We start from the raw sequence: 22,409 nt of genomic DNA, 5'->3' as shown, positions 1-22,409 counted from the left end.
CGTAAAGCGAATAAATGTAAAATATTTAAATTAAATGGGAGTGGCAAATCGCCAACCACTATGATTTAACACAAAACGGTTCTGGATGAAACTATGGGCCCCATTTCAGACCTCAGAGCGGATATTGGTCCGGTAAGTCCGACAAAGCTTGGATCATTTGTGAAATTAGAGCGGTGTGACCAATATCTCGCCTGGGAGTATCTGACTGAAAACTTGTTCGAGGAAGACGGGCGATTCGACGAATCACTACTCAGCCCTCTGTACGCTGAAACCGGGACTCGGTTTGAAGAGGAGCAGTTAGCCGCATTGTTAGCGCGGCGACAAGTACATAAATCGATCGGCGTAGCGGAAGAGGAACCGGAATCTGTCGAGTTCGACAAGACGTGGGTGGAACTGTCTGAATCAGATACACCTTGGGAGACTGGGGTAGAAGATGTTCTCGAACTCGTCAAGGAGGCTGAGCGTAACCCAGACGGTTATACAATCGTCTGCTCGCAGGCTCACCTCTCTGGGACAGTCGGTACATGGAAACTCGCTGGAAAGTCAGATATTATCGTCATCAGGTCGGATTCTAGCGGTTCTTCAAGTAAAACCGTCGTTGATATCCTTGAGGTCAAGTCCTCCGAAGAGCGGAAGACTCACCACCTCATTCAGGCCGCCTGTTATAGTACGCTCCTGCGACAGGCCGTTGCTCGGGACGACGATATCTCAGAAGCGGTTTCATTTGAGGGGCGAATCGTTACCCGGTCGAATGCCGTTACTGAGCGTGGATACAGTGATCTGGATTCGTTCGAACTCGGACCGACGGAGACTGACATAGAAATGCTCCTTCGGGATGGCGGTCGTCTCGATCAGATCCTCTTCAAGTCGACAGATAGTGGAGGCGCTGAAGAAGTCGAAAAAGTCGATGCTTGGGAGATGACGAACCGAATGTCCAGACGGTGTGCAGGGTGTGACTTCCACGATGTATGTTATACGCGCGCCGTCGAAGAGGACGGTCTTGAATTACTCGGCTTTCCAGAGGGGACACAGGAGGACCTCTATGACGCTGGTATCGAGACACTCGGCGATCTCGGGGAGTTAGTCGAGTATGGGAAGTTCGAGGATGGCTCCAAGAAACACAGTTTTATTTATCCGACTAAGCGGGCTTCCGAACAGGTCCAAATTCGGAACGAAAATCTGTTTGTCCGTGTACGCGACAAGGTCGGGCTTAAAGATTTAGAACGTTACTCGATTGCGGCGGACATCTTCTCGACTGAGGGAGGGCGAAATCGCCCGTCTGATGCGAACATGATTCCGGATAGCGGATATAATCTCCCAGCTGGTGAGCCTGAGGAGTCACCACTTCCTGATTTTCTTATCTCATATCCGAACCGTTCGCTCATTCGGGTCTATTTATATATTCAAGAAGACACAATCCGGGAACGGCTTTCGCTCTTAGGAGCGTACGTCACTAATCACAACTCAGGAAATAAGACCGCTCGGTATGTTTCAGCGATCACTGAGGACCTCCCCGGAGCCGCTCACGGAGACTCTGAACACGCCACAACCGAGGATAAAGATGAGACAGAACGCGAACTCTTGAGGAGGTTTCTCAGTGGAGGAGAAGACAGTAGCGGATTGATTGATGCGATCCAGGAGGTTGCACCCGAAGGTGTCGAATTGGATGACGACGATACTGAATTTGAGTTTCCAGGATTTGTTCACCTCTATCTCTACAGCCCCGCCCAGCGACAGTCGTTAACGCGTGCTGCGAAACGACACTCTGATCACAGTGTGGAGTTTGAGGCCTTACGGACTCTTCTCGGATTGCGATCCGAGATTGGCGAACAGGACATCGATCAAGAGATGGTTTCCGTCCTTCAAGAGGAGTTCGTTTCCCGTCATCTGTTGCGGTTCCTCGGCTTCGGACTTGTTCAAACAGTAGAACAGTTCAAGAGGCCGGACCCAGAATCCGAGCGTGGGCCACCGAATTATCGAACTGACGAGAGCGACAGTAGAGACTTCTCATGGTGGCATGAAGTGGAAGGGGAGACTGCGCTTCCACTGAACAACTTCTTCGGAGAGCACCTGTTCGAAAGCGCAGTAGGAATATCTCTTGGGAAGAGAGTACACTTCGATCTAAAGAGCGGACTCGAGTTGGTCAACGAAGGGGAGAACTACTCCAACCAGTTCCCCTTCGCTCACCGACACACCGATACGATTCCGCTCGAGTATCTCTGGGGACATTTGATGTCCTCGACGCGGACTGGATAGACCCGGAAGCGTTCGAGGATGACGAAACACCGGAGACACTACAGCAGATGATCCGGCGATTCCGTCACACCGGTGACGGCGACGGACCGCGAATAAACCGTCGGCACCTTCTCGCTTTGGCTGAGAAGATGGCTGAAGGAGTAGAGCACATCGAGGCGTCGATCTCTGAGTGGTCAAAGAATTCGGGAACTCCGAAGCGTCCTCTTCCGATTAACCGACTGCTTGATCTCGAATTCACCGGTGTTGAGCTAGCACTAACCGCCAAGGAGTATATGGACCTCGAATTTGGTGCGAAAGACCGGCAACTCCGACGGAGTTGGAGGCAGTCTATTCCATATCGTGCTCACGAGGGACAATCGATACTCTTCCGCTGTACAAGCGAACCGGACGCGGATGACGAAACGAATGCGATTGAAGGCGAACTCTGGATGCCCGGAGACGACGCTGAATACACTGAGAGCAGCGTCTCAGAGGGAGACTGGGTCGTGATGACACCAGTAGATGATGACCAAGATCCACCTGTAGAGATAGGTGTTGATCGTGCTAGCGATATCAAGCGGATGCCCCTTGTCCATGTCACAGCTATCGGCGATGATGGGTCAATTACCGTTGCTGCTCCGTGGAACGACTGGGATCACTGGCCAAATAGTAGATACGATTTCCTGTATAGCCACCACCACTACCTCCCTCGGTCGAGTGTTAACCCGGATACGGAACGAGTATTCAGGAACGAAGAGAATCAGACTCAGATCGTAATTGATGAGGACGCCTCGTTCATTCTCGACCCGGCTCACGACGACATCGTCAGCTATCACTGCGGAAGAGCTTTACAGAGAAGCGATTCCAATCACGTTCTCCACTGGCTGAACGACCTTCTCCTCGGCGAGCGAACCGACTTGGAAACGGACTTCTGTGACAGTGACTTGATCGAGGGGGAACCGGAGAGCTTTATCGAATCGAAATTTGTTGAGGCAGACTCGATCGACGAGGAGCCGAATGAGCCGCAACTGCGATTCATTCGAGAGACTCGCCGACAACTCGTCATCGTCCAGGGGCCACCGGGTACTGGTAAAACGAGTTATACAACTTCACCGGCTGTCTTGGGCCGGGCATACGCATTTGAGCAGAGCGACGAGTCGTTCACGGCGGCCGTCTCGGCGCTTTCGCATGATGCTGTCGACGAACTGTTCGAGAATATCCGAACAGTCGCCGCTGATTGTCGTGATGATGAATGCTTCGACCGCATGAAATTGGTCCGCGTTCGACCAAGTTCACTGCCAGACCAAGCCGATCCGTATGACGAGCGCGATGATGACCAGTTAGTGGAGCATATCGCATATCATCACGACGAGGGTGAGGAGCGCCTTCGCCATCTGTATAAGGAATTTGTCCTCGAAGCGGACGATGATGACCCCATGCAGTTCTTACTGTTTGGCCCGCCGACGTCGATCCGAGGTGCTGTCGATAAGATTGCTCCGCTCTTACTCGATCTCGAGGATCTCGACCGCCAAGAAGACCAAGATCACGACCCGAGCGTCTGGGAGTTACTCGAAGAGGGGGATAGCGATCTATTCGACCTCACAGTTGTCGACGAGGCAAGTATGATGGACCTCCCTCTGGTGTTCCTCGTTGGAGCTTTCTCGCGTGACGACGGACAGTTGATGCTCGCCGGAGACCATCGGCAGATGCAGCCGATCCGGACACATGATTGGGAGTCCGAGACGCGCGAAACGATCGAGGACACGGTTCCATTCCTATCAGCTCTTGACTTCATCAGATTCCTAAAAGGTGACATTAACGATATGGAGTATATCGAGCGTCCATCTCCAGAACTTGACGATGACCTCGGTCCGGACGAGCAAGAAGAGGCAGCGATCCCGATCTATCCGCTTGAGGAATCTTTCCGACTTCCACAACCTGTCGCAAACCTCCTCACGGAGCTATTTTACGAGAAAGACGGTATCGAACTCGGCGGTCTCGAGAACAGGGATCCGATTCCGTCCGCCGACAGCGAGAACGAACTGATCCAAGAGCTCACCAATCCGGATGAATGGGTATCGGTCGTAGTTCACTCGGGTGAACGTGATGAGCGATCGAGTGATATCGAAGGTGCGATCACCGAAACGGTACTTGATGAGTTCGACATTATCGCCCCTGCTGACGAGGATCTCAGCCGTGGCGAGATATCCGCGGGCGTCGTGATACCCTTTACCACACAGCGGGATAAACTCCAAGGACGGCTCGATGATGTCATTCAAGCACAGACTGTCGAAAAATTTCAAGGAGGAGAGCGAGACCTAATCCTGATGTCGATGGTGGCGAGTGACCCGGGATATGTGAATCAACTGAGCGAGTTCCTGCTCAGCCCGTACCGGTTCAACGTCGCGGCGAGCCGGATGAAGCGAAAACTGATTATCGTCGCATCTGAGTCAGTGTTCCAGACCTCGCACCCGAACGCAGATCGATATGAGGACCAACTGGCTTGGAAACGTCTCTATGAGTTTACCGGGGCACTCGATGATTCAGTCTCACCGGCCGCACGTGGAGAGGCCCATGACATTGATACTGAATTGGAAGAGAACACGACACTAGAGGTCTATCACGTCGATCTTCCTGACGGAAGCTAACAGAGCTGTTCAGTAGCACGGTCATTTTACGCCGAGTATACAATTCCACTCCACATCACGTCGAAATGAACTACATGTCGACCGTCTAGGACTCCTCCACTTTGTCACTCCACAACCGACACCCCCTGGTATTTCGGCTGCGTTCGCACGGACACATTTTGTACGCCCTGATAGATGAGTTTTGTTCGTTTGGTTCAGATACTATCTTCGGGAATCCACAGTTGAGATTCCTTCTCCTCAGAGAAGTCCAAATCTGCGAGGGTATCCAATCCCCGTGACGTGAGAAGACCAGTATGGAAGAGCACGGCCTTGTACTGGAACAGCGTATTTGTGTGGTAGTTTTCTTCTCGATCAAATACGTCTAACCGTATCTCTTGATCCTGTAGAGCTGCTCGCCGTGTCTTCGGATCCGTACTGAGAAACAAGTCAATAGCGAACTCCGGGCGGCGTCTGGCAAGACGTTTTGCGACTTGATCGACGCGGAATTTCTCGGAGCCCTCTTCAGCGATGTTGTCTAAAACGTCGAGCAATTCCTGCGTCGGTGGATACTGTAGAATCGCGTCTCGTGCTACGATCCCCATCGCTGGGTCATCGTCGATCAGCCGCTTCTGAGAACCGTAATACTCGCCAATCTTCTCCAGCGCAGGCAGTACGCCATCATAACAATATGAGAGTGTCCGGACTGATTCAGTTCCTTTGGGGGTTAGTGCCGGTTGAGAACTCCTAGTTGCGACCAAACCCAGCGCCTCTGCATCTAGCCGTGCATGTGATATAGTTCCGATGACGTGCTCTTCACATAGTGTTTCAGTGTCGCCGTCGGCAGCGACTGCAAGCGCATACCCGACTGCATTTTTTGGATGGTTCTTTTTCAACTTCGACGAGACATCGCCTCCGATTCGAGCATGAAATCGGATCGTCTCAGTGGACGGTGTCGTTGATGCACCGACCGCTCTCGGTTTCTTGGCGACTTCAACGCTCCCAGCATCATCAACCAATAGGAGTCCGATGTCGAGTTCTCCGGCTAAACGACGGTGGATTGGTTTTACACTCTGTCTCGGGACAGCTGCGAAGCCGAGATTAACCTCGTCAAGATGTGCGTGTGCCTGTGTAATCGCCTCAGCAACGTTAACGGAATCACCAGAGTGACCCTTAGCTTCGATAGCGCACAGTAGTGGTGAGATGACCTGTTCCGTACTCGTTTCAAACGCATCCGGATTCGGTACAGCAACGAGAGCATCTGGCCGTCCTGCAGAAAGGTTCAGCGCGTTAATGGGTGAGAGTCTCTCGATGGTTTCATCGGGAATATCGGTCTCTCCCCACTGATTCACAAGAAACTGCGCATCAACGATTGCGTATCCGTGCTCTGTGCCATCGGTGACGAGAAAATCCTTCGCCGCCGCCAGCACGAGCGGTTCAATCATCTGGTTCACCGACGATCTCGACAGAGAATAATGATTGGGATCAAGAGAACCCTAGTGGAGGCAGGATATTCTATGAGACGACTTCCTGAATGATTTCCGTGTCTATATTCGTCCTTCCCCGTTCCGCGGCACCATCGACCGTGTAGCTACAGATCGAAAGCGCCTGTCGTACGTTCCCTTGTGAACTCTGTAAAATCAGTTGGAGACTGTCTTCCTCGAAGATATCGGACACTGAAACTGCCTCACCGGCGGCAAGGTCAAGATAAGAATCGACGAGGTCTTTCAGGTGGTCCTCTGTCATCGGTCGGAGGGAGACCTCTCGACCGATTCGTTCGGAGAAGGCGTGGTATTCGCTCATGATGTCCTGCCAGACCTCCGGAGCACATCCGAACATCATGCTGAGTCCGGAACTGTTCTGATCCATCAAATGGCGTAGACTGTTGAGCGTCGCCTGTTCGTTCTTCGGAGAGAGGCGCGCCACGCTTTCGAATTCATCCACGAAGACGAACACGCCGGTGTATCCGAGCTCGAGGAGCATGTTCTTGAGCGCAGTAAACGCACGCACACCCATCGTGTCGTCGTCAAGGGCGCTGTGAATCTCCATCTCCTTGCGCTGCTCGTACCGAATTCCCTCCGCGGTGAGCCACTGCCACGCGTAGAGGTTCGTGTCCTCATAGACCATGTGTACAATCGCACGAGCAAAGTCAGCGAATTTTGTGACGTCACTCAGCAGTTGGACAGCCTTCGGGACGAGTTCTGAGAGCAGAATCTCTCCCTCGTCGATCAGCGATTTCATCGAGGGTGCCCCCATCGGATTCGTCTCGGTATGCTTCCGGGCGACGTGAGCAAGGAATTCGTACGCAAGTTCCTGTACACGATCGAAGCCGAGATCGTACATGAACTCGTGATAGACGTCGAGGAACCCTTCTCCGGGCTGAGCGACGTATCCAACGAGGACATCTTCGCGGTCACGGACGAGCGAGCGTGCGTATTTGAGCGTGTGAGATTTCCCGTTTCCGTACTTTCCGGTTATCACGAGGTGCTTCGATTTCCCGGTGCTGAGCACCGATGACACGGTATCGCTCACCGCGTTCGCCACGTGATCCTGACCACAGTAAACCTCGGGATTGTCCGAGGGTACTGGGCTATAGGGGAACGGGTTTTCGTCGAGACCGAGGGATGAGTAGTCGCGCTGTTCGTCTGTAATCTCGAAATTGTCAGTCGTCATTTGTTGTTGAATTGGAGGTCACGGTCGTACACCGCGAGGTAGTAGTATTGCTTACCAAGTTGTTCGACACCACGCATCACCTGCTCTGAAGACTGATCGGTAGTGACGAGGTCGCCGTCACTATCGGCCAGTTCGATCGTTTTGAGTCCGTATCGCGCCTCCTTCGCACCAGTATCGATCGGTGCTCCGGAGAGTTCTATCCGGCCGATATTTTGTTGTGCGAGCGTCCGTAGGGCTTCATCGAACGCAGCACGGTCGCAACTGAGACGCTCACAGGTATGCTCACGAAGTTCGGGGATCGAGAGATACCGTTTCTTCAGATTCACGCCAGCGCTTTCCTCTAGGCTGTCAGCAACGGACAGCAACACGTACGGAAAGTTGGGTGGCACATCGCTTTCTTCGACAGCATAGAACGTACCATCGAACGCGTTTCTCTGGATCGCGCCGAGGCGTTGCGCCCAAGCCCCGATGACATCTAACGATGTCTCATTATATTGGTAGGGGGTAAACTCGGCTTGGTCCTCAAGTAGTTCCAGCGCCGCATTCGGTTCGATGGTGTTGCCGTCTTCGAACAGGCTGAGAAACGCGCCGTAATGTGGACTGTGGGTCTGTAGAATCGAACTGACTTTCTCCCAATCACTCGCTTCAACGGCTTCGACAAAGCGCTCACCGACGGCAGTTGTCGCGTAGGTTTCGCTGTCTGATATCTCTTCAGTGAGACTGATTCGCGTCGATTCGAGGATGGTCTCTCGGGCACGCCGTTTACTCACGTTGAGTACATCAACCACCTCATCCGTCGACTGCGCACCGCTTCGACACAAGTGCGTTAGTTCTACAAGTCGACCGAGATTAACCGGTCGAACGGTGGGGCGTTCGTCACTCATGCGAGCCCCCTGACTTGCTGTTTCGCTAGTTTGTAAGCCCGGGCGGTAACTTCGTTGCCACGGAAGCGAAGATCGAGGTATGATTCAACATCCTCGCCTGCTTCCACCATGTACCGGAAGCGACGAAGTTCGAGTGTGAGTGCCCATAAATTGTGCTTGACGAGAGAATCACGGTCCTCGCGGACGTCGTCGAGGGTACGGTCTTTACAGACCGGACAAGCACAAGGAAGGTATTCAAGATCCTCGATATGTCGGAGTTCCTCACCACCGAACCCAGGGATCAGGTAGTTCCGGTTGCCAGCACTCCGGATAAATGCACTTGAGTCGAAACTGTCCACTCCGCAGTAGAGCAGTAATGGTTGGTAGACGAGGCCGCCCAATCCGTACGCATGGAGATGCTTGTCAGTTGCTCGCCTTGCAGCTAGTATCAGTTTTGTGACTTTCTCATAGTCGGTCCTGATAGGAACGAGACTTCCGAGCGCGTATCCGTTGAATTCACCGTTCTTCTCAAGATATCGAATCCCGTTCCGTATTGTCTCAGGGTCGTACCCGTGGACGCTGGCAAAAAGTAAGCCATCGCCGTCATGCGAATCACTCGCGGCAAGTGCCCGCTGTATATTCTCTTCTGCCCGCCGGTCGTTCTCTCGTTCTCTATTCTCGCGCGAGAGTGGAACGTCGACTGTCCCGAGGATATCTGCTTCGATTGCCTGCTGTGTTTCGAGCGATTTCTCTGGGGTGGTGTCTAGTTCTTCAGAGCGGAAATCAAATCCACCACTATCGGCGAAAATAATGGTTGATTTGGGTACCCCCATCTCACTCCGCAGGGTTTGACCATCCTGTATTCTATCCCACTGTGGTTCCCGCTGACGTATCGACCGAGCGTTAAGCATCGCAGTCGAGAGGTCAGGGATCTCATCCGTGTACTCTGGGGTATTATCGCTTGATCGCTTCCCGATGTTGCGGACTGGAAAGAGAACTGGTGTCTCTAATTTTCCGTGTGGTGTTGATAGTGTTCGTCGCCTGTATAACATGTAACGAGCTGCGATAAGCTCAGCTGTGACTTATATCTTTTCCCGACTAGAATATCTGAAGATCGGATTCCGTCTGCGAAAGTAGAAATGAATTGATCTCGATAATACCAATCTGCTATTGAGCAGCCTGTAGTTTTGAGTTCATTTGTCTATTATACCACGTCGAACGCGCGTCTCGAAGGCCGAGCTCGATATTATGCTTCCATTCAGCATCAGAGATTGGTCTTCATTCAGTATATATCGTATCTCAGGTCGGCCGCTCCACGAACTCCGTAACGGCGTAGAACGGCAGCGTATCAATCAGCGCGACAAGCAACTTGACGATGTACTGCCCAGCAACAATCGACACGAGCGCCCAACCCCACGTCGGGTCCCCGCCAAGGCCGAGTGCCGGAAAGATGGCGAACCCGAGTGTGATGAACACGACCGTGTCCACACCCTGACTAATTGCCGTGGAGCCGCAGTTCCGGAGCCAGCGATGCCGACCAGCAGTGCGACTCTTCAGATTGGCGAAGAGTCGGACGTCGAGGTGCTGGGCGAACGCGAGCGCGACGACGGAGGCGAGGATAATCGATGCGGAGCCGCCAAGCGTCGACACAAACGCTTCCTGGCCGCCGTAGAACGGGGCAGACGGCATCCAAATGGCGAGGAACACGAGCGCATACGCGATGACAAGCGTAACGACGGTTCCGTTGACCACGGTCGCCGCGTACTCTTTCCCGTGGTACTCAACGAGCAAGTCTGAAGCAAGGTACGCCACGCCGAACGCAACGAAACCGGCGGGGACCGCGACGCCGCCGAGCCCGGGAAGCTCAATCCACGTGAGTTTCGCTGCGAGGACGTTTGCGAGGACGATTGAACCGGCGAACACGGCAGTGAAAATCGCGCGAGTATCTTCAGTCTGCATCAACTGTCACCACGGCTATGATCGTACAACTGCGTGCGTTGCTGTGTCGCGGCTCGGCCAGGGTGGATACTGGGAGACAACGAGAGAGTCGGCGGAGAGACGATCGTGAGTGGTGTTGCTGTTCCATCGATGAAGTAACGAAACTCAATCTTTATATATTCCCCGAATATTCTTCGAGTATGGCTCGGAGTATATCAAGAGACGAATCCGAAGCAGATGTGCTTCAGGAAGCAGGCCAACGAACCCTCCACATCGGAGCAGACAATCCCATCCGAATTAGCTCGGGCCACAGAATCCTCCACCACGACGGGAAGTGCTCGCGGCCACACGGCCACAACTACGAGATCACCGTCGAGGTAAGCGGCGAACTCACCGAAGAGGGCTGGGTCGTCGACAAAGGCGACGTCACGGAGGTCATCGACGCCTGGGATCATCGATTCCTCGTCGAAGAAGGCGATCCACTCGTCGAGGCCTTCGAAGCGTCAGGCGACGGTGACGCCCTCGTCGTCCTCGATCACCCACCAACGGCAGAGGTGATGAGCGTCCTCCTCGAACAACGGATGCTCGATGAGTTCCCAGACACCGTCTCGGACGTCTCCGTGTCGGTGAGCGAAACCGGCGAGCTCTGTGCGACCTACTAATGCCGGTCGCAAGCGACGTCGAGGAGCCCACAACGGACGCTGACGCGGCTGGTGAGGGGCTTCCGATCAACGAGGTGTTCTACTCGTTGCAGGGCGAAGGAACGCTCGCAGGCGTCCCCTCAGTCTTTGTGCGGACGTCTGGGTGTAACCTGCGGTGCTGGTTCTGTGATTCCTACCATACGTCGTGGGAGCCGACCGGCGCGTGGCGCGACGTCGATTCGATCGTGGAGGAGGTTCAATCACACGAGCAGGCTGGCCACGTCGTACTCACGGGCGGCGAGCCACTCATCCACGAGGAGTCCGTCGAACTCCTCGAACGGCTCGACGAAGAGGGGTATCACGCGACGGTTGAGACGAATGGGACGATCTACCGGGACGCGCCGATCGATCTGGCGAGTATCAGCCCGAAGCTGGCGAGCAGCACGCCGACACCGGAGCGTGACCCGAAGGGGGAGGGCGAGTGGGAGGAGAAACACGAACAGAATCGGATCGACATGGATGCGCTCTCCCAGATGGTCGATGCGTACGAGACCCAACTCAAGTTCGTCGTGACCGACGAGTCGGATCTCCCAGAGATCACGGACCTGGTTGAGCGGGTGCGAGAAGCGACGGCGACGACCGTCGCCGATGATGACGTGTTGTTGATGCCGGAGGGCATGACTCGGGAGCAACTCGATGGGACGCGAAGCGAGGTCGCCGAGTTAGCGATGGAGTACGGCTACCGGTACACGCCGCGACTGCACGTGGACCTGTGGAACGACGCACCGGGAACATGAGCGTCGCCCAGAAACAGCCTGGTCGAGATCGTGTGGTGCCGCGAGTGCGGTGTGGTGAACAGAGCGATAATCGATTCGACGCAACCAAGCAGACATGAGCAACAAAAGCGCGGTCATTCTGGTGTCCGGCGGGATGGATAGTGCGACAGCGGTATACGAGGCGATTGAGCAGGGGTACGAGCCGTACTTCCTCCACACGTCGTATGGGCAGCGTACGGAAGACAAAGAGTACGAGTGCGCACAGGCGCTCGCTGAGGAGGTTGATGCGGCTGACTTCCTCCATATCGAGACGGGGCATCTCTCGCAGATTGGGGCATCGAGTCTGACGGACGAAGAGATGGATGTGGCTGACGCGGATATGGAAAGCGACGAAATTCCGACATCGTACGTCCCCTTCCGGAACGCGAACCTGTTGTCGATGGCGACGTCGTACGCGGAGGCGACTGATTCGGAGGCGCTGTTTATCGGCGCGCACTCAGAGGATTTCTCTGGGTATCCTGACTGTCGTCCGGCCTTTTTCGATGCCTTTCAGAACGTGATCGATGTCGGCACGAAACCGGAGACGGAGATTGAGCTGAAAGCGCCGTTCGTCGAGTGGTCGAAAACAGAGATCGCCGAGCGGGGGTTGGAACTCGGGGTGCCGTACGAGATGACGTGGTCATGCTACCGCGACGAGGAGCCGGCGTGCGGGACGTGTGATGCCTGTGCGTTCCGGCTTGAGGCGTTCCGGAACGCTGGGTCACGCGATCCGATCGCGTACGCTGAGCGGCCGGAGTTCTCGTAGTCTGGCGGTCAGGATCTACTCCACACTCTCGGGACTCTGTGTTGAAACTACAGGTGACCACACTGTGATCATATTGCTCTGCGCATACACGTGTATGACCGAAGATCAGCGTCGGGGTCACCAAGGAACTGCTTGATGACCCCGACGAGCACGTCAGAGACGAAAGAAAGTTGATCAACCGGAAAGATACGACCCGAGGATCGCTCCGCAGAGAGGATGAGCTCAGTAGCTTACGCGGACGCCTGTAATATCCAACTTGATACAAAGGGTGGGATTTGTTGAAATCCTTTAACTCTGACAAGAGCCGACTGCTGAATACAGAGCACAAATCGGATGAAGACGAGGATATCGATTTCCATGCTAGATTCGATCTCCCGGCTACACCCTTCTAAACCCGTAAAATCGACCGATAAGATCGCTCCTCAAAAGAGAAATTCTAACAGGCGTTGTAGGAGCACGCGGGTGACCCCGCCAGCCGGAAGCACGTTGTTCTAGACGGGCCCCGACTCAAGGACGACCACAAACGCAGAGAAACACCGAATCGGCTGAGTGCACTCCCGAGACCCGCGACGCACTCAGTTTAGATCACGACGATCTCTCGGGCTACAGCACAACATACAAATCGTTCGACCAGTTGAAAACATGAATCTGGCTAGCGTTGCTCCGTGTCTCAGATACGACGACGAACACGTCAAAAAATACTTGAACAGGCTATCTTTCTTCGAGGAGAGAATCCCGCCGTTCACGGCGGGCGTGAATCCGACATCGCCTCCACAACCTACGTTCAGCAACAATACGGATATTTAACTAATAGTGTATCGTAGCATGACGTACACCGAGGCGGTCACACCGCCCACTCAAATGCACAATATCGGGACTCCGAGGCCCAGAACGTTCGAGACACACTCTCGAACCGCTGTGGTGTCTCGGTCAAGATAACTCCGAGTCCCCTGCCGGGATAGGAGTAACGGCGGTGTGGCCCCGCCATCGGCCTGTCATGCCGACAGGCCGTGAACCAGCAAATATCCCAACCCAGCGGTGTAGTGCCGTGGGAAGCCTCGCCGTTTACGGCGAGGAGGAGGTCACATCTACAATGTGCCGTACTTTCTCTTGGCTAATTAATACATGACAGGGACCGTAGATCTCTCTTGGGGAAACAGATTCAATTCCAACGCACGACATTTCCACCAGTCTTAGAAACGCAATCTGATGGTTACCGGGACGACGAGAAAACCAAACCAACTAACAAAGACGGTTTTACGGCAAAATAAGTGAATCAAGGACCGGCAACAAATTAGTGCTCGGTCCTCGGTCAGTCCGAGGAGACGGTTACTGTCGGAGTCGACGAACGAGTTCGTCTACACCGAGGCCGTTGTCTTCGGTTGTTTCCTCCTGAAGATGCTCATGCGAGGGAACCTCGAAGTCATTACCGTCGTACGTGGGTGTCTGACCATCCTTATCATGGATGACGCGTTCGGAATCACCGAACGTGCCTGGCATGGACTCGCCGATGATGTGCCCGTCTCCTCCGCGGTATTGCCAGCCGTTAGCATCAGTATTGTCTCTAGAACCCACACCACATTATCAACCTAACAATATATAATTCTTGTCGCTGTATATACAAGAAGCTCGAAATCTAAACACATCGTTATCGGTAACGTCAATCGAGTCGAAAATAAAATCACGCGGAACAACATTCTTCGTCCATTCATTGGGTACGCCAACAGCAACACGCAGTTTTCAACTGGGACAGATTTTCCCTAGATCAGTCGCTAGAACGCATTGAAGAATCCGGCTGACAGTCGGGTTCACTCGGACAAGACGTAGACTTGTGTTCGTCGGAAACTGGGAGACCCTTTCCACAGTTGCAGACCACAAATCTCCTGACGAGAGTTCTGCTGATGTATACGCCCAACTTCACGAGTATCTCAACGAAATGGGGCGACTCCGGAACATCAGTCTGTAGCCGCCGTCCACAGCGGATTGGTAACACATACCATTAAGTTCAACAACATATAATTAGGCGTATGGCTTCGAATGAGGACCGCTACGGCTACGGTCACCGCCAAGACCCAGCACATGATGTCGGTGACTCAGCACCAGGAACAGTCGGTGACAGTGAAGGAACGTTCCATGACCGGGCCCGCAAAGGGACGAATGTTATCGTTGACGGGAAAGTAACGTCGCAGGAAGAGCACAAACGCTCATCCCAGCAGTCGGAGTCGAAATCGAAGTCGAAACAGAATAAGAAATCCAACAGCTCAAAGCCCGCCTCAATGTCCGAACTTGAGGGGACTGAAGTAACAGTCACTGTCGACCGTATCAGCGGAAGCGGGAACGCGATTGCTGAATACAAAGGGCGGCACATCCACGTTGAAAACGGAAACGCGGGCGAAGAATACCGTGTTCGGCTCCAAGCAGAGAGTAGCTATTTCATCGGCGAACAAATCAAGGTACAAAGCTGACCCCTTTGGGCTTAGCAATGGCGCAACGCTTACTCTACTGATCTGTTGAACTCTCGTACGCTAATACTGTGGAACCATCTAACTAAGCGTGTGTAGCCAGTTGTTGCTGTAGACGATATTAACAGACATCACATGCCTGAAAGCGAAACTGGGCACCTTGATCATTACCCAACAGGGTAAAGCGAGGAGAGTCACAACAAGTACTACGTTGAGTGGATATACGATAACGGCCAGACTCTCCAACAGAGTCAAACGGATGGCTTTAGCTAGAACTTATTTCAGTTCCGATGTGAATATCACCTGACCAGTGTTTTGTAACTCTGCTCAGCCACAGCGCCAGAGCCTCTTCCCGTTCAGTTTCAGTAATTTCTCGACCAATTAGGTCTCTCGTTAGTGGCGCGTACTTTGAATTCGGATCAATACCAGCCTCATGTAGCAACGCGACACGTAGGTAGACTTCGTCAAGCGTGTCCGCATCATGATAAATATATGTATGGAGCCCATCTTTAGAATGTATACTTCGAATCTCCGTAGTCTCCATACTATCGTAGGTAGGGTCTGAAATTTCGCGTTCGATCAGAAGGAATTTGTATCCCGGTATGGTTCCCCATTCATATAATTCAAGCTCAACACGGCTGCGATCTTCATCAGAGTAACTCATTCCACCAGAAGTCAGGAGTCTCCAAGGTGAGTCGTCAAAAACGTTCTTTTTGCGGTTTTCCCCATCCCTTCGAGAATCTGGCCCCATTATCCCACAGAGATTTTGGGCAAGATTCCACTGTTCAAGCACGTCATTCCAAATTGTTTCAACGACTTCTGGATGCGCACCGAGCTGATCGCTTATTTCTTCGGTAGTGTTTCCCATTTTCCGGAGCGCAAGTATCTTTGCTTGCTGCTCAGAGAGTGGTGTGTGTTCCTGAAGATGCATTGTATATTTGCCCTGTTCTGTAAACTGATCGTGCTGATTCATTGCGCTGAAGCTAGCCCTCATGTATTGACTTAAACTATTGTAAATCGATCCACTGTAACAGTACACTTAGTCGTAAAGTCGCAAGACTGAACCTTCCCGTTTTAGCCCAATCTCTTAGTCATAAGTCCCGTAACAGACAGACATCCGGGCACCAATGCTTTTGCGTGGGGTTTGAGAACTCCCGTGTCATGACAAATTACATAGAGCCCACCGAGGAGTATGGCGGGCGAATCAGAGTGAAACTCCTTGATGACCATGCCGATACACGAGTGATCCCGTGTTCATCCTACACGGAGGCGATAACGCTCGTCAAAGAACATCAACACGAGGTCACCACCGCGAAAATCATCGACCGAGAGCAAGACGTGGTCTTCAGCCCAGCCGACATGGACATCGACGTCTGGGAGTCGATTTGGAAAAACGAAAAGCGTCGCCTATCAGTCAACGTCGAGGACCGCGACTGCCCGTACGATAATATCTCCTGCTTTTTCGATGACCTCTGTGTCCAATGTAAGATGGACAAATTACAGGAGGAGTTCTAACCCATTCTGATTTCAGCTCATACAACGCTGTCAGTCAAAGGTCTTCAGAACGCTCTGTTTTTTCTTTTTCATACTGTTCAGGACTTATTTGTCCTGTTTGTTCAGAGCCTCCATCACCATCGGCCACACATTTCACCTAAAAATTTTAATTATGAGTGAAGTATTATATCTTATCATGGGCCAGACCAAATCGGCTACAACCAGTTTGGTCTAGGCCAAAAGAATAAGTGACTATAGACCAAACCATAGCGCTATTCCCATAATGGTCATCACGTCACACCAAATTCTTGGAAAAGACGAAGACGAGAACGGGCAAATAGAGACTAAAGATTACATGCAGGATCTAAAAGGAACTAAGCGAGAAATCATGCGTCTTGTTACCCAAAAGACGCGTGCGAACCTTATCCAAGATATAATTGGCCACCCTGGGGAGAGCGTTTCTATGAGTGAATTTGAGTATATGAACCCAAGCAAAAGAAGGCAACAATAGATGAGCATTTACGCAAACTAGTTGATGCAGGGGTTGTTGAGAAGAATAAACTACCAATGTCCGATCGCCGTCGTGACTTACCCTACACTTTTTATGAATTGAGTCCCGCCGGGAGAGTTTTTCTTGAAGAGCATGATATTCTTATTGATGATCAGGAAGAAATCAAGCGGCAGTACTCCAAAGTAAAGAAAGATTCTGAAATACAAAAATACCAAGAGGCTCCTCGTCCATCAAACTAACAACTGTTCGCAGATTGTCTCTTTTATGGACGAATTCTCAGAAAGTGAAGAGAATTCTGACGAGTCTTCATCTGAATTCAAGAGCAAGAACAAGTCTGTAGAAGGTGAGATCAGCAGACTGACAGATCACCTTAATCGAATCGAGGAGGATCTTGAGAGAAAGAGAGAGGAGAATGAAAGGCTAAGAGAATTGCTGAAAGAAGAGATTGGTAACGATGATCCGCTTGTATTTGAGGTTGAAAAGCTAGCTCGTGCTAGTGAAGATAGCGTTGAGACAGAACTAGAAGTCAACAACAAAATAAATCGACGTCGCAAAAAGTTTTCATATATTGGTAATATCTTACTTATTTCATTTCTATCAATATCTTATTTGATTTTGAATCCTCCAGATCGGTCAGTTGTAGCTGAGCAAGAGATTCCTGTGTTAGTGCTAAGTATTAGTCTAATGGTGATTTGGTGGCAGATTGAGAGACTTATTATTGACTATGAACTTGACAAAAAATATGACACTATAGACTCTTTTATCAGCGTGATTAAACAGGAACAGTGGGCTCCATGGATATTACGAGCAGTCTTTGGCGTTCTTAGCTTGATTTTATTTGGATACTATTGGGAGAAGATCAGATCGATTCTTATTAGCTTTTTTTAATATTAGAAATACACCAGGTATAGTAGCAATCAACACGGTTGGTATAACTTGCGGTCATACCTGCCAGCAGGAAACTGTAGGACCGAATTAACGATTTATAGAAAATAATTTTGACCGTCTAAAATTGGGCATATGAAGCTGATGTGGTTCTTAGCGTATGAATTACGAAAACTCCGGCCGCTCAGCATACTCGATGGGATCGCGTGACCCCGCGTTCCGGAACGCTTCAAGCCGGAAGGCACACGCGTCACACGTCCCGCACGCCGGCTCCTCGTCGCGGTAGCATGACCACGTCATCTCGTACGGCACGCCGAGCTCCAAGCCGCGCTCTGCGATCTCCGTTTTCGACCACTCAACGAACGGCGCTTTCAACTCAATCTCCGTCTCCGGTTTTGTCCCGACATCGATCACGTTCTGAAACGCATCGAAAAACTTCGGGCAACAATCAGGGCATCCGGAGAAAGTCTTGGAGTACGCTGCCAATTCACAGCCAGTTTCTGGTCACATGTTCGAACCTCACGTTGAACAGATCTACTCGCCTCTACGATCTTTCTCCTTGTCCTATAGGTAGCGCTCTAAGGATCTCACGAGTATTGATCGGGACGGTTTCGAGGTATCACCGGGAGTCATGATTCGTCGTTCGCGTATTGGTAGGTAGGACGGACATCCTCGAGAAGTTCCTCGACGATTTCCCAGAGGATCAGAGAGGGAGTTTCGTGTTTGAATGTGATCCCCCATCGGTCCTCAGTAGTGGCGGTTGAGTACTGAAAATGCGCCTGCCCGAGATCGGGATGATCCTCATCTTGATGCCAGCCGGCGTGAAAGCCCGTGTTCGAGTCAGTATAGTTGATACGGAACCAATCGTCTGGGTCCTGTCGATACCACTTGACGGTTAGTGCTGGTGACTCAGGGCCTGTCGGGGATCAAGACGAGCCGGATCGAACATCGCTCGCAGCTGCGTGGCCCCGATGTCATCCGGAACGAACTCGACTGTCGACATCTGTGGCACACGATCGAGGACATCCCGTTTTAGCTGTGCATAGAGGTTCGTATTCGGATCACCACCGGGATGCGGGACAGACATCCGTTAGCTGTTGGCCTCGGCAGGCTCTGTCGTCGGAGCGAGGAAGTCCCATTCGCGGATAGCGAAGCCGACGATCCGGATACGTCGCTGAAGGTGCTCCCACTCACGGGCGACCTCACGGCGATGGTCTTCCTCGTCAGCGTCAAGGGACTCGTCAGCGAGCGTTCCGCGAAGCTGGTTCGGTGACTCAACGCCGAATTCGTCCTCCCAGTCACGGATCTGCGTCTTCATCTCGGCGAGACGGTCCGTGAGCTCCTCGACAGTATGCCCGCTGTCTCGAAGCCGCATGGCCTCCTGCATCGCTTGGCGGCGATAATCAGGGTAGTACGTCGTGTGAGTACCGGTTTCGTCACGATGGAGAATACCATCGTCGACGAGGCGTTCAAGCACGCGTTTGGTTGGCTCGTGTGACCAGTCCGCTTCGGAAGCGACCCAGTTGGCCGTCCGCGGCTCCGACAACTGTCTGGCGGTCATCCGCACACGATCTTCACCCGTCGTTTGGCGTTCCATCAGACCCTTCGAATTCGATTCGTCTCCGGTCATACTACACCGTTCGGACTGTATCTTAATATAGGTTGAGACTATTCGTTCTATATCGAATCAGCTCGTGGGTTGCGAGAACTCCACGACGACGACATCCCGACGCTGCCACTGAGTAGGAACTTTGAGGGGGAGAAGCGGAGAGTGGAGAGTCATGAGTCCGACCGTCCAAGAACTTCAAAACGCGATTCGAGTGGCGACGGGCCGCTTCGAACGGGAAATCAAGGCGTCGTTCACGAAGGAGGAGCTACAAGCTATTTGTGAGGCACTCGGAGTCGATGGCAGCGAGGCGGGGCAATCTTCAACACCGCAGATGCGCCGACTCATCCGGGCGCACGTCGGCATCGCAGAGTCGCCCGAGGCGGCCGACGACTCCACCTTCCGGAAGGCCGATCTCCAAGCGATTGCTGACGGAGTCGGAGCATCGTTCGAGTCGTAGTCATCAATCCCCAATCAATCTGCCTTTGCAGTTCCCGACCTGACTCCTCAAGTGAGGTCACCTTTTGCTGACTGTCTCGCACAATCTATCCAGCATGGTATCAACAAACTCCCAGACAGCTGTCAGTAGCGGGCTAACCGATACAGAGGGTGTAGTCAGCACGGGAACTACGTTATTTCCTTCAAAATGGCATCTGAATCAGCCGATAGGTTTCACCTGTATATACAGAGAGAGTGATTTGAATGATCTACGCCTCTCTCAGTCAAGATATGGGTTTATACATCCTTAGTGGAATGTTTGCGCTGTTGTATGAACGATAGTGAGTTACGCAAGGTCGGAGAGTCAATTGAAACAGGCGATAAAATCACAATAGGGCAGTTGGATGTCGAATTAACTGTAACCGAGGTGATTCCAACTGACGGTGCTCTCAATATTTTTGCTGAAAAGAAAAATCATCCAGAACAAGGGCATTATACTAAAGTTGAATTTGCGCTTGATAGTCCGACTTCCGGAGCGTCCCTTATGATTCGAGTGTACGATGGCGAAAACTACACGGGACAGAAAATAAGCGAAAAAAGCTATGACTCAGTTAATTATATATCAAAAATTTCTTAGATAACATACCCTACAGCTACATTCTGCGTAAGCCAGAACGAGGTCGTGCTGAACGATAGATTGAGTGATCATGCCAGTCAATCGATAGTCAATACGTGCTCTGTAGTGGGCTCGTGATCAGCGTAATCTTCATACTGGCACCAGTAATCGCCAGACTGGCGTACCACTGGTGGCTTCACCTCGATCAGCCATCTCCCGTTACACTTCCGCTATCATTTAGCGGAGTCGGCGCGTGGGAGATGTGGGTTCCGTTGGCGCTAGTACTTGGCGTCATCGCGTTTGGGACCGGCGTCATCCTCCGGCGGGGCCGCCAATTCGCCGCTAGAAAATCCAGTACAGTCGCATAAGTACCAAGCAGGTCGTGTACTGCATGCCCTCCCTGTATCTCGCACAGCCTTCAGAATATTATTTTGAGCCGGTAGGGTTATCAGGGCTAATAGGCACCGTTCAGTAATCGACTGTTTCAGACGAGAATATGTCTGAGGAACACGATTTCAACGAAGCCAGGAGGGTGGACTCGTATTGACCGATAGACTACGAGACCTCCGCCCGCTCAGCATACCCAATCGGATCGCGTGACCCAGCATTCCGAAACGCCTCAAGCCGGAACGCACACGTATCACGCGTCCCGCACGTCGGAATCGTCAGTTACCGTGTCTGGTTACGCAGTATGGGAGGCCTTTCACTTCAACGGCCTCTACATCCGGTGCTTTCACGACGGCTTGTCCTTTGCCGAAGTTCGGAAGATCTTTCTTGAACTCGGAAGGGATCGAGGGCACGTCATCGACGACCTCCGCCTTCAGGCCGAGGAAGATGTTCGTATTGATTTGCTTGATCACGTCGTCGTCAATGTCATCCGGATTCTGTGTGATGAGACACAGTCCAAGCTTGTACTTCCGGCCCTGCTTGACAGCGACGCGCGCCCGTCGGAGAATGTATTCTTCGCGGAGGCTGCTCGCACTCGCTAAGTAATTGTGCGCCTCGTCAACCGCGACGAGCATCGGCGTGTCACGAACCGCCGGGTCGACCTGATAATCATCGATCTTGTTCTCGATGATGTACGAGAGGATCGACAGTACGGTGAGACTCTCTTTCCCGCCGTTGAGGTGACTCGTTGGGATCACCGTCACCTGCCCTTCGCGGAACACCCTATCGGAGATGTCCGGGAGGAACGCAGTTCCCTGATCGAACACCTGCCGGAATGTGTCACGGTCAACACGCCGATTCACTGCACTCCACGTTCCTCCGGCAATATTGTTCTCCTCGCGTAGCCGGCTCTCGTCGTGATCGTGCTCGTCAAGGAACTCGAGGAAATCAACGTACTTCGGACGGTTCACGGAGCGATCCGGGTAGCCACCCTGTGAATCGAAGCACGAAAAGTACGCGTTGATACAGTCTTCGATTGCGCCACGTGTTACTTCTGTCGGCTTGTACGGCATCAGCATTTCAGGCCGGCCACGAACGATCTCGAAGGGGATAGAGAGTTCACGGCTCTCCATCGTCGAGGGGGCATTCGTGCCAGCAACCTGCGGGACGAAAACATTCAGGTCGTCGACGCCACCGTGCTTGATGTTGTGTCGGCGGAGCTCGTGTTGGACCGCGTCATTGTTCACGACAGCGTCGTTGTCCTCACGCATCTCCCAGTACTCGTTTTCGGGGTCGATGATAACGAGATTGAGCCGTCGCTGTTCCTCTTCACCTGTATCGTGGTGACGAATCGGATAGCGCTTCTCAGAGACGAACTGTCGTAAGACGTTCTTCGTGAAGTGGGTCTTCCCCTTCCCGGTCGAGCCCGCAACGAGAGCGTGTCTGAACACGGCG

19 protein-coding genes and 4 pseudogenes are annotated in these 22,409 nt (G+C 52.5%); 11 read left to right on the top strand and 12 right to left on the bottom strand.

The genetic code is table 11. The features are described 5' to 3' along the window. Positions 1-93: 93 nt before the first annotated feature. Both KI388_RS07435 and KI388_RS07430 read left to right on the top strand, forming a co-directional pair. Complete coding sequence (locus tag KI388_RS07435; protein WP_215088683.1) at positions 94-2,256, top strand: PD-(D/E)XK nuclease family protein; 2,163 nt, start codon at positions 94-96, stop codon at positions 2,254-2,256. 116 nt (positions 2,257-2,372) lie between these two features. Next, positions 2,373-4,883 carry a DEAD/DEAH box helicase gene (locus KI388_RS07430; RefSeq protein ID WP_215088682.1) on the top strand — a complete coding sequence of 837 codons (2,511 nt, stop codon included), beginning with the start codon at positions 2,373-2,375 and terminating at the stop codon, positions 4,881-4,883. 194 nt (positions 4,884-5,077) lie between these two features. On the opposite strand, the gene KI388_RS07425 is transcribed toward KI388_RS07430, so the two are convergent. The 5 genes from KI388_RS07425 to KI388_RS07405 form a co-directional block, all read right to left on the bottom strand. After that, on the bottom strand, positions 5,078-6,304 hold the full coding sequence (locus KI388_RS07425; protein WP_215088681.1) for a hypothetical protein: 1,227 nt from the start codon (positions 6,302-6,304) through the stop codon (positions 5,078-5,080). A gap of 70 nt (positions 6,305-6,374) precedes the next feature. Then, entirely contained in the window at positions 6,375-7,532 is a 1,158-nt protein-coding gene (locus KI388_RS07420) for a BREX system ATP-binding domain-containing protein (protein WP_215088680.1), read from the bottom strand. Further along, positions 7,529-8,416, bottom strand: a complete 888-nt coding sequence (locus KI388_RS07415) for a hypothetical protein (RefSeq protein WP_251133238.1) — start codon at positions 8,414-8,416, stop codon at positions 7,529-7,531. Before KI388_RS07415 ends, KI388_RS07420 begins: the two co-directional genes overlap by 4 nt. Then, the gene (locus KI388_RS07410) at positions 8,413-9,447 is read right to left on the bottom strand and encodes a tRNA-guanine transglycosylase (protein ID WP_215088679.1); all 1,035 of its coding nucleotides are present in this window, start codon (positions 9,445-9,447) and stop codon (positions 8,413-8,415) included. The genes KI388_RS07415 and KI388_RS07410 overlap by 4 nt, the downstream gene beginning before the upstream one ends. Positions 9,448-9,694: 247 nt before the next feature. Beyond that, complete coding sequence (locus KI388_RS07405; protein WP_215088678.1) at positions 9,695-10,354, bottom strand: queuosine precursor transporter; 660 nt, start codon at positions 10,352-10,354, stop codon at positions 9,695-9,697. A gap of 179 nt (positions 10,355-10,533) precedes the next feature. On the opposite strand from KI388_RS07405, the gene KI388_RS07400 reads away from it, so the two are divergent. The 4 genes and pseudogenes from KI388_RS07400 to KI388_RS15330 form a co-directional block, all read left to right on the top strand. Continuing rightward, positions 10,534-10,995, top strand: coding sequence for a 6-pyruvoyl tetrahydropterin synthase family protein (locus KI388_RS07400; RefSeq protein ID WP_215088677.1), 462 nt, complete (start codon positions 10,534-10,536; stop codon positions 10,993-10,995). Continuing rightward, a complete protein-coding gene (locus KI388_RS07395; protein ID WP_215088676.1) occupies positions 10,995-11,771 on the top strand; it encodes a 7-carboxy-7-deazaguanine synthase QueE in 777 nt (258 codons plus the stop codon). The genes KI388_RS07400 and KI388_RS07395 overlap by 1 nt, the downstream gene beginning before the upstream one ends. A 94-nt stretch (positions 11,772-11,865) precedes the next feature. After that, positions 11,866-12,555 (top strand): 7-cyano-7-deazaguanine synthase QueC, encoded by a 690-nt coding sequence (queC, locus tag KI388_RS07390; protein ID WP_215088675.1) that lies wholly within the window; start codon positions 11,866-11,868, stop codon positions 12,553-12,555. A 446-nt stretch (positions 12,556-13,001) separates the two neighbouring features. Beyond that, positions 13,002-13,198: pseudogene (locus KI388_RS15330) on the top strand (IS5/IS1182 family transposase); the annotation flags it as partial. A gap of 686 nt (positions 13,199-13,884) precedes the next feature. On the opposite strand, the gene KI388_RS07385 reads toward KI388_RS15330, so the two are convergent. After that, positions 13,885-14,130 carry a hypothetical protein gene (locus KI388_RS07385; protein ID WP_215088674.1) on the bottom strand — a complete coding sequence of 82 codons (246 nt, stop codon included), beginning with the start codon at positions 14,128-14,130 and terminating at the stop codon, positions 13,885-13,887. A 452-nt stretch (positions 14,131-14,582) separates the two neighbouring features. Here KI388_RS07385 and KI388_RS07380 point away from each other — a divergent pair, with 452 nt between their 5' ends. Further along, positions 14,583-15,020, top strand: a complete 438-nt coding sequence (locus tag KI388_RS07380) for a hypothetical protein (protein WP_215088673.1) — start codon at positions 14,583-14,585, stop codon at positions 15,018-15,020. Between the two features lie 262 nt (positions 15,021-15,282). Here the strand turns inward: KI388_RS07380 and KI388_RS07375 are convergent, their stop codons facing one another. Beyond that, on the bottom strand, positions 15,283-15,990 hold the full coding sequence (locus KI388_RS07375; protein ID WP_215088672.1) for a LuxR family transcriptional regulator: 708 nt from the start codon (positions 15,988-15,990) through the stop codon (positions 15,283-15,285). A 188-nt stretch (positions 15,991-16,178) separates the two neighbouring features. Between KI388_RS07375 and KI388_RS07370 the strand changes: the two genes are divergently transcribed. Both KI388_RS07370 and KI388_RS07365 read left to right on the top strand, forming a co-directional pair. Continuing rightward, entirely contained in the window at positions 16,179-16,532 is a 354-nt protein-coding gene (locus KI388_RS07370; protein WP_251133237.1) for a hypothetical protein, read from the top strand. A 754-nt stretch (positions 16,533-17,286) separates the two neighbouring features. Next, positions 17,287-17,910 carry a hypothetical protein gene (locus tag KI388_RS07365; RefSeq protein WP_215088670.1) on the top strand — a complete coding sequence of 208 codons (624 nt, stop codon included), beginning with the start codon at positions 17,287-17,289 and terminating at the stop codon, positions 17,908-17,910. 162 nt (positions 17,911-18,072) lie between these two features. On the opposite strand, the pseudogene KI388_RS07360 reads toward KI388_RS07365, so the two are convergent. The 3 genes and pseudogenes from KI388_RS07360 to KI388_RS07355 form a co-directional block, all read right to left on the bottom strand. Continuing rightward, positions 18,073-18,387, bottom strand: a pseudogene (locus tag KI388_RS07360) (7-cyano-7-deazaguanine synthase); the annotation flags it as partial. Between the two features lie 149 nt (positions 18,388-18,536). Continuing rightward, positions 18,537-18,994, bottom strand: a pseudogene (locus KI388_RS15325) (hypothetical protein). 3 nt (positions 18,995-18,997) lie between these two features. Beyond that, entirely contained in the window at positions 18,998-19,537 is a 540-nt protein-coding gene (locus KI388_RS07355; RefSeq protein WP_215088669.1) for a hypothetical protein, read from the bottom strand. Between the two features lie 151 nt (positions 19,538-19,688). Here KI388_RS07355 and KI388_RS07350 point away from each other — a divergent pair, with 151 nt between their 5' ends. Together KI388_RS07350 and KI388_RS07345 are read left to right on the top strand one after the other, a co-directional pair. Next, positions 19,689-19,973 carry a hypothetical protein gene (locus tag KI388_RS07350; RefSeq protein WP_251133232.1) on the top strand — a complete coding sequence of 95 codons (285 nt, stop codon included), beginning with the start codon at positions 19,689-19,691 and terminating at the stop codon, positions 19,971-19,973. 309 nt (positions 19,974-20,282) lie between these two features. Beyond that, positions 20,283-20,588, top strand: a complete 306-nt coding sequence (locus tag KI388_RS07345; protein ID WP_215088668.1) for a hypothetical protein — start codon at positions 20,283-20,285, stop codon at positions 20,586-20,588. Between the two features lie 534 nt (positions 20,589-21,122). Here the strand turns inward: KI388_RS07345 and KI388_RS15320 are convergent. Both KI388_RS15320 and KI388_RS15315 read right to left on the bottom strand, forming a co-directional pair. Beyond that, positions 21,123-21,227 (bottom strand): annotated as a pseudogene (locus KI388_RS15320) (7-cyano-7-deazaguanine synthase); the annotation flags it as partial. 5 nt (positions 21,228-21,232) lie between these two features. After that, positions 21,233-22,405: an ATP-binding protein gene (locus KI388_RS15315; protein ID WP_251133236.1), complete on the bottom strand. Its 1,173-nt coding sequence runs from the start codon at positions 22,403-22,405 to the stop codon at positions 21,233-21,235. Between the last annotated feature and the right edge of the window lie 4 nt (positions 22,406-22,409).

Source organism: Halorubrum sp. 2020YC2 (assembly GCF_018623055.1).
Classification (GTDB): domain Archaea; phylum Halobacteriota; class Halobacteria; order Halobacteriales; family Haloferacaceae; genus Halorubrum.
The sequence above is the reverse complement of the archived record's forward strand: the minus strand, read 5'-3'. Positions and strand labels throughout refer to the sequence as shown.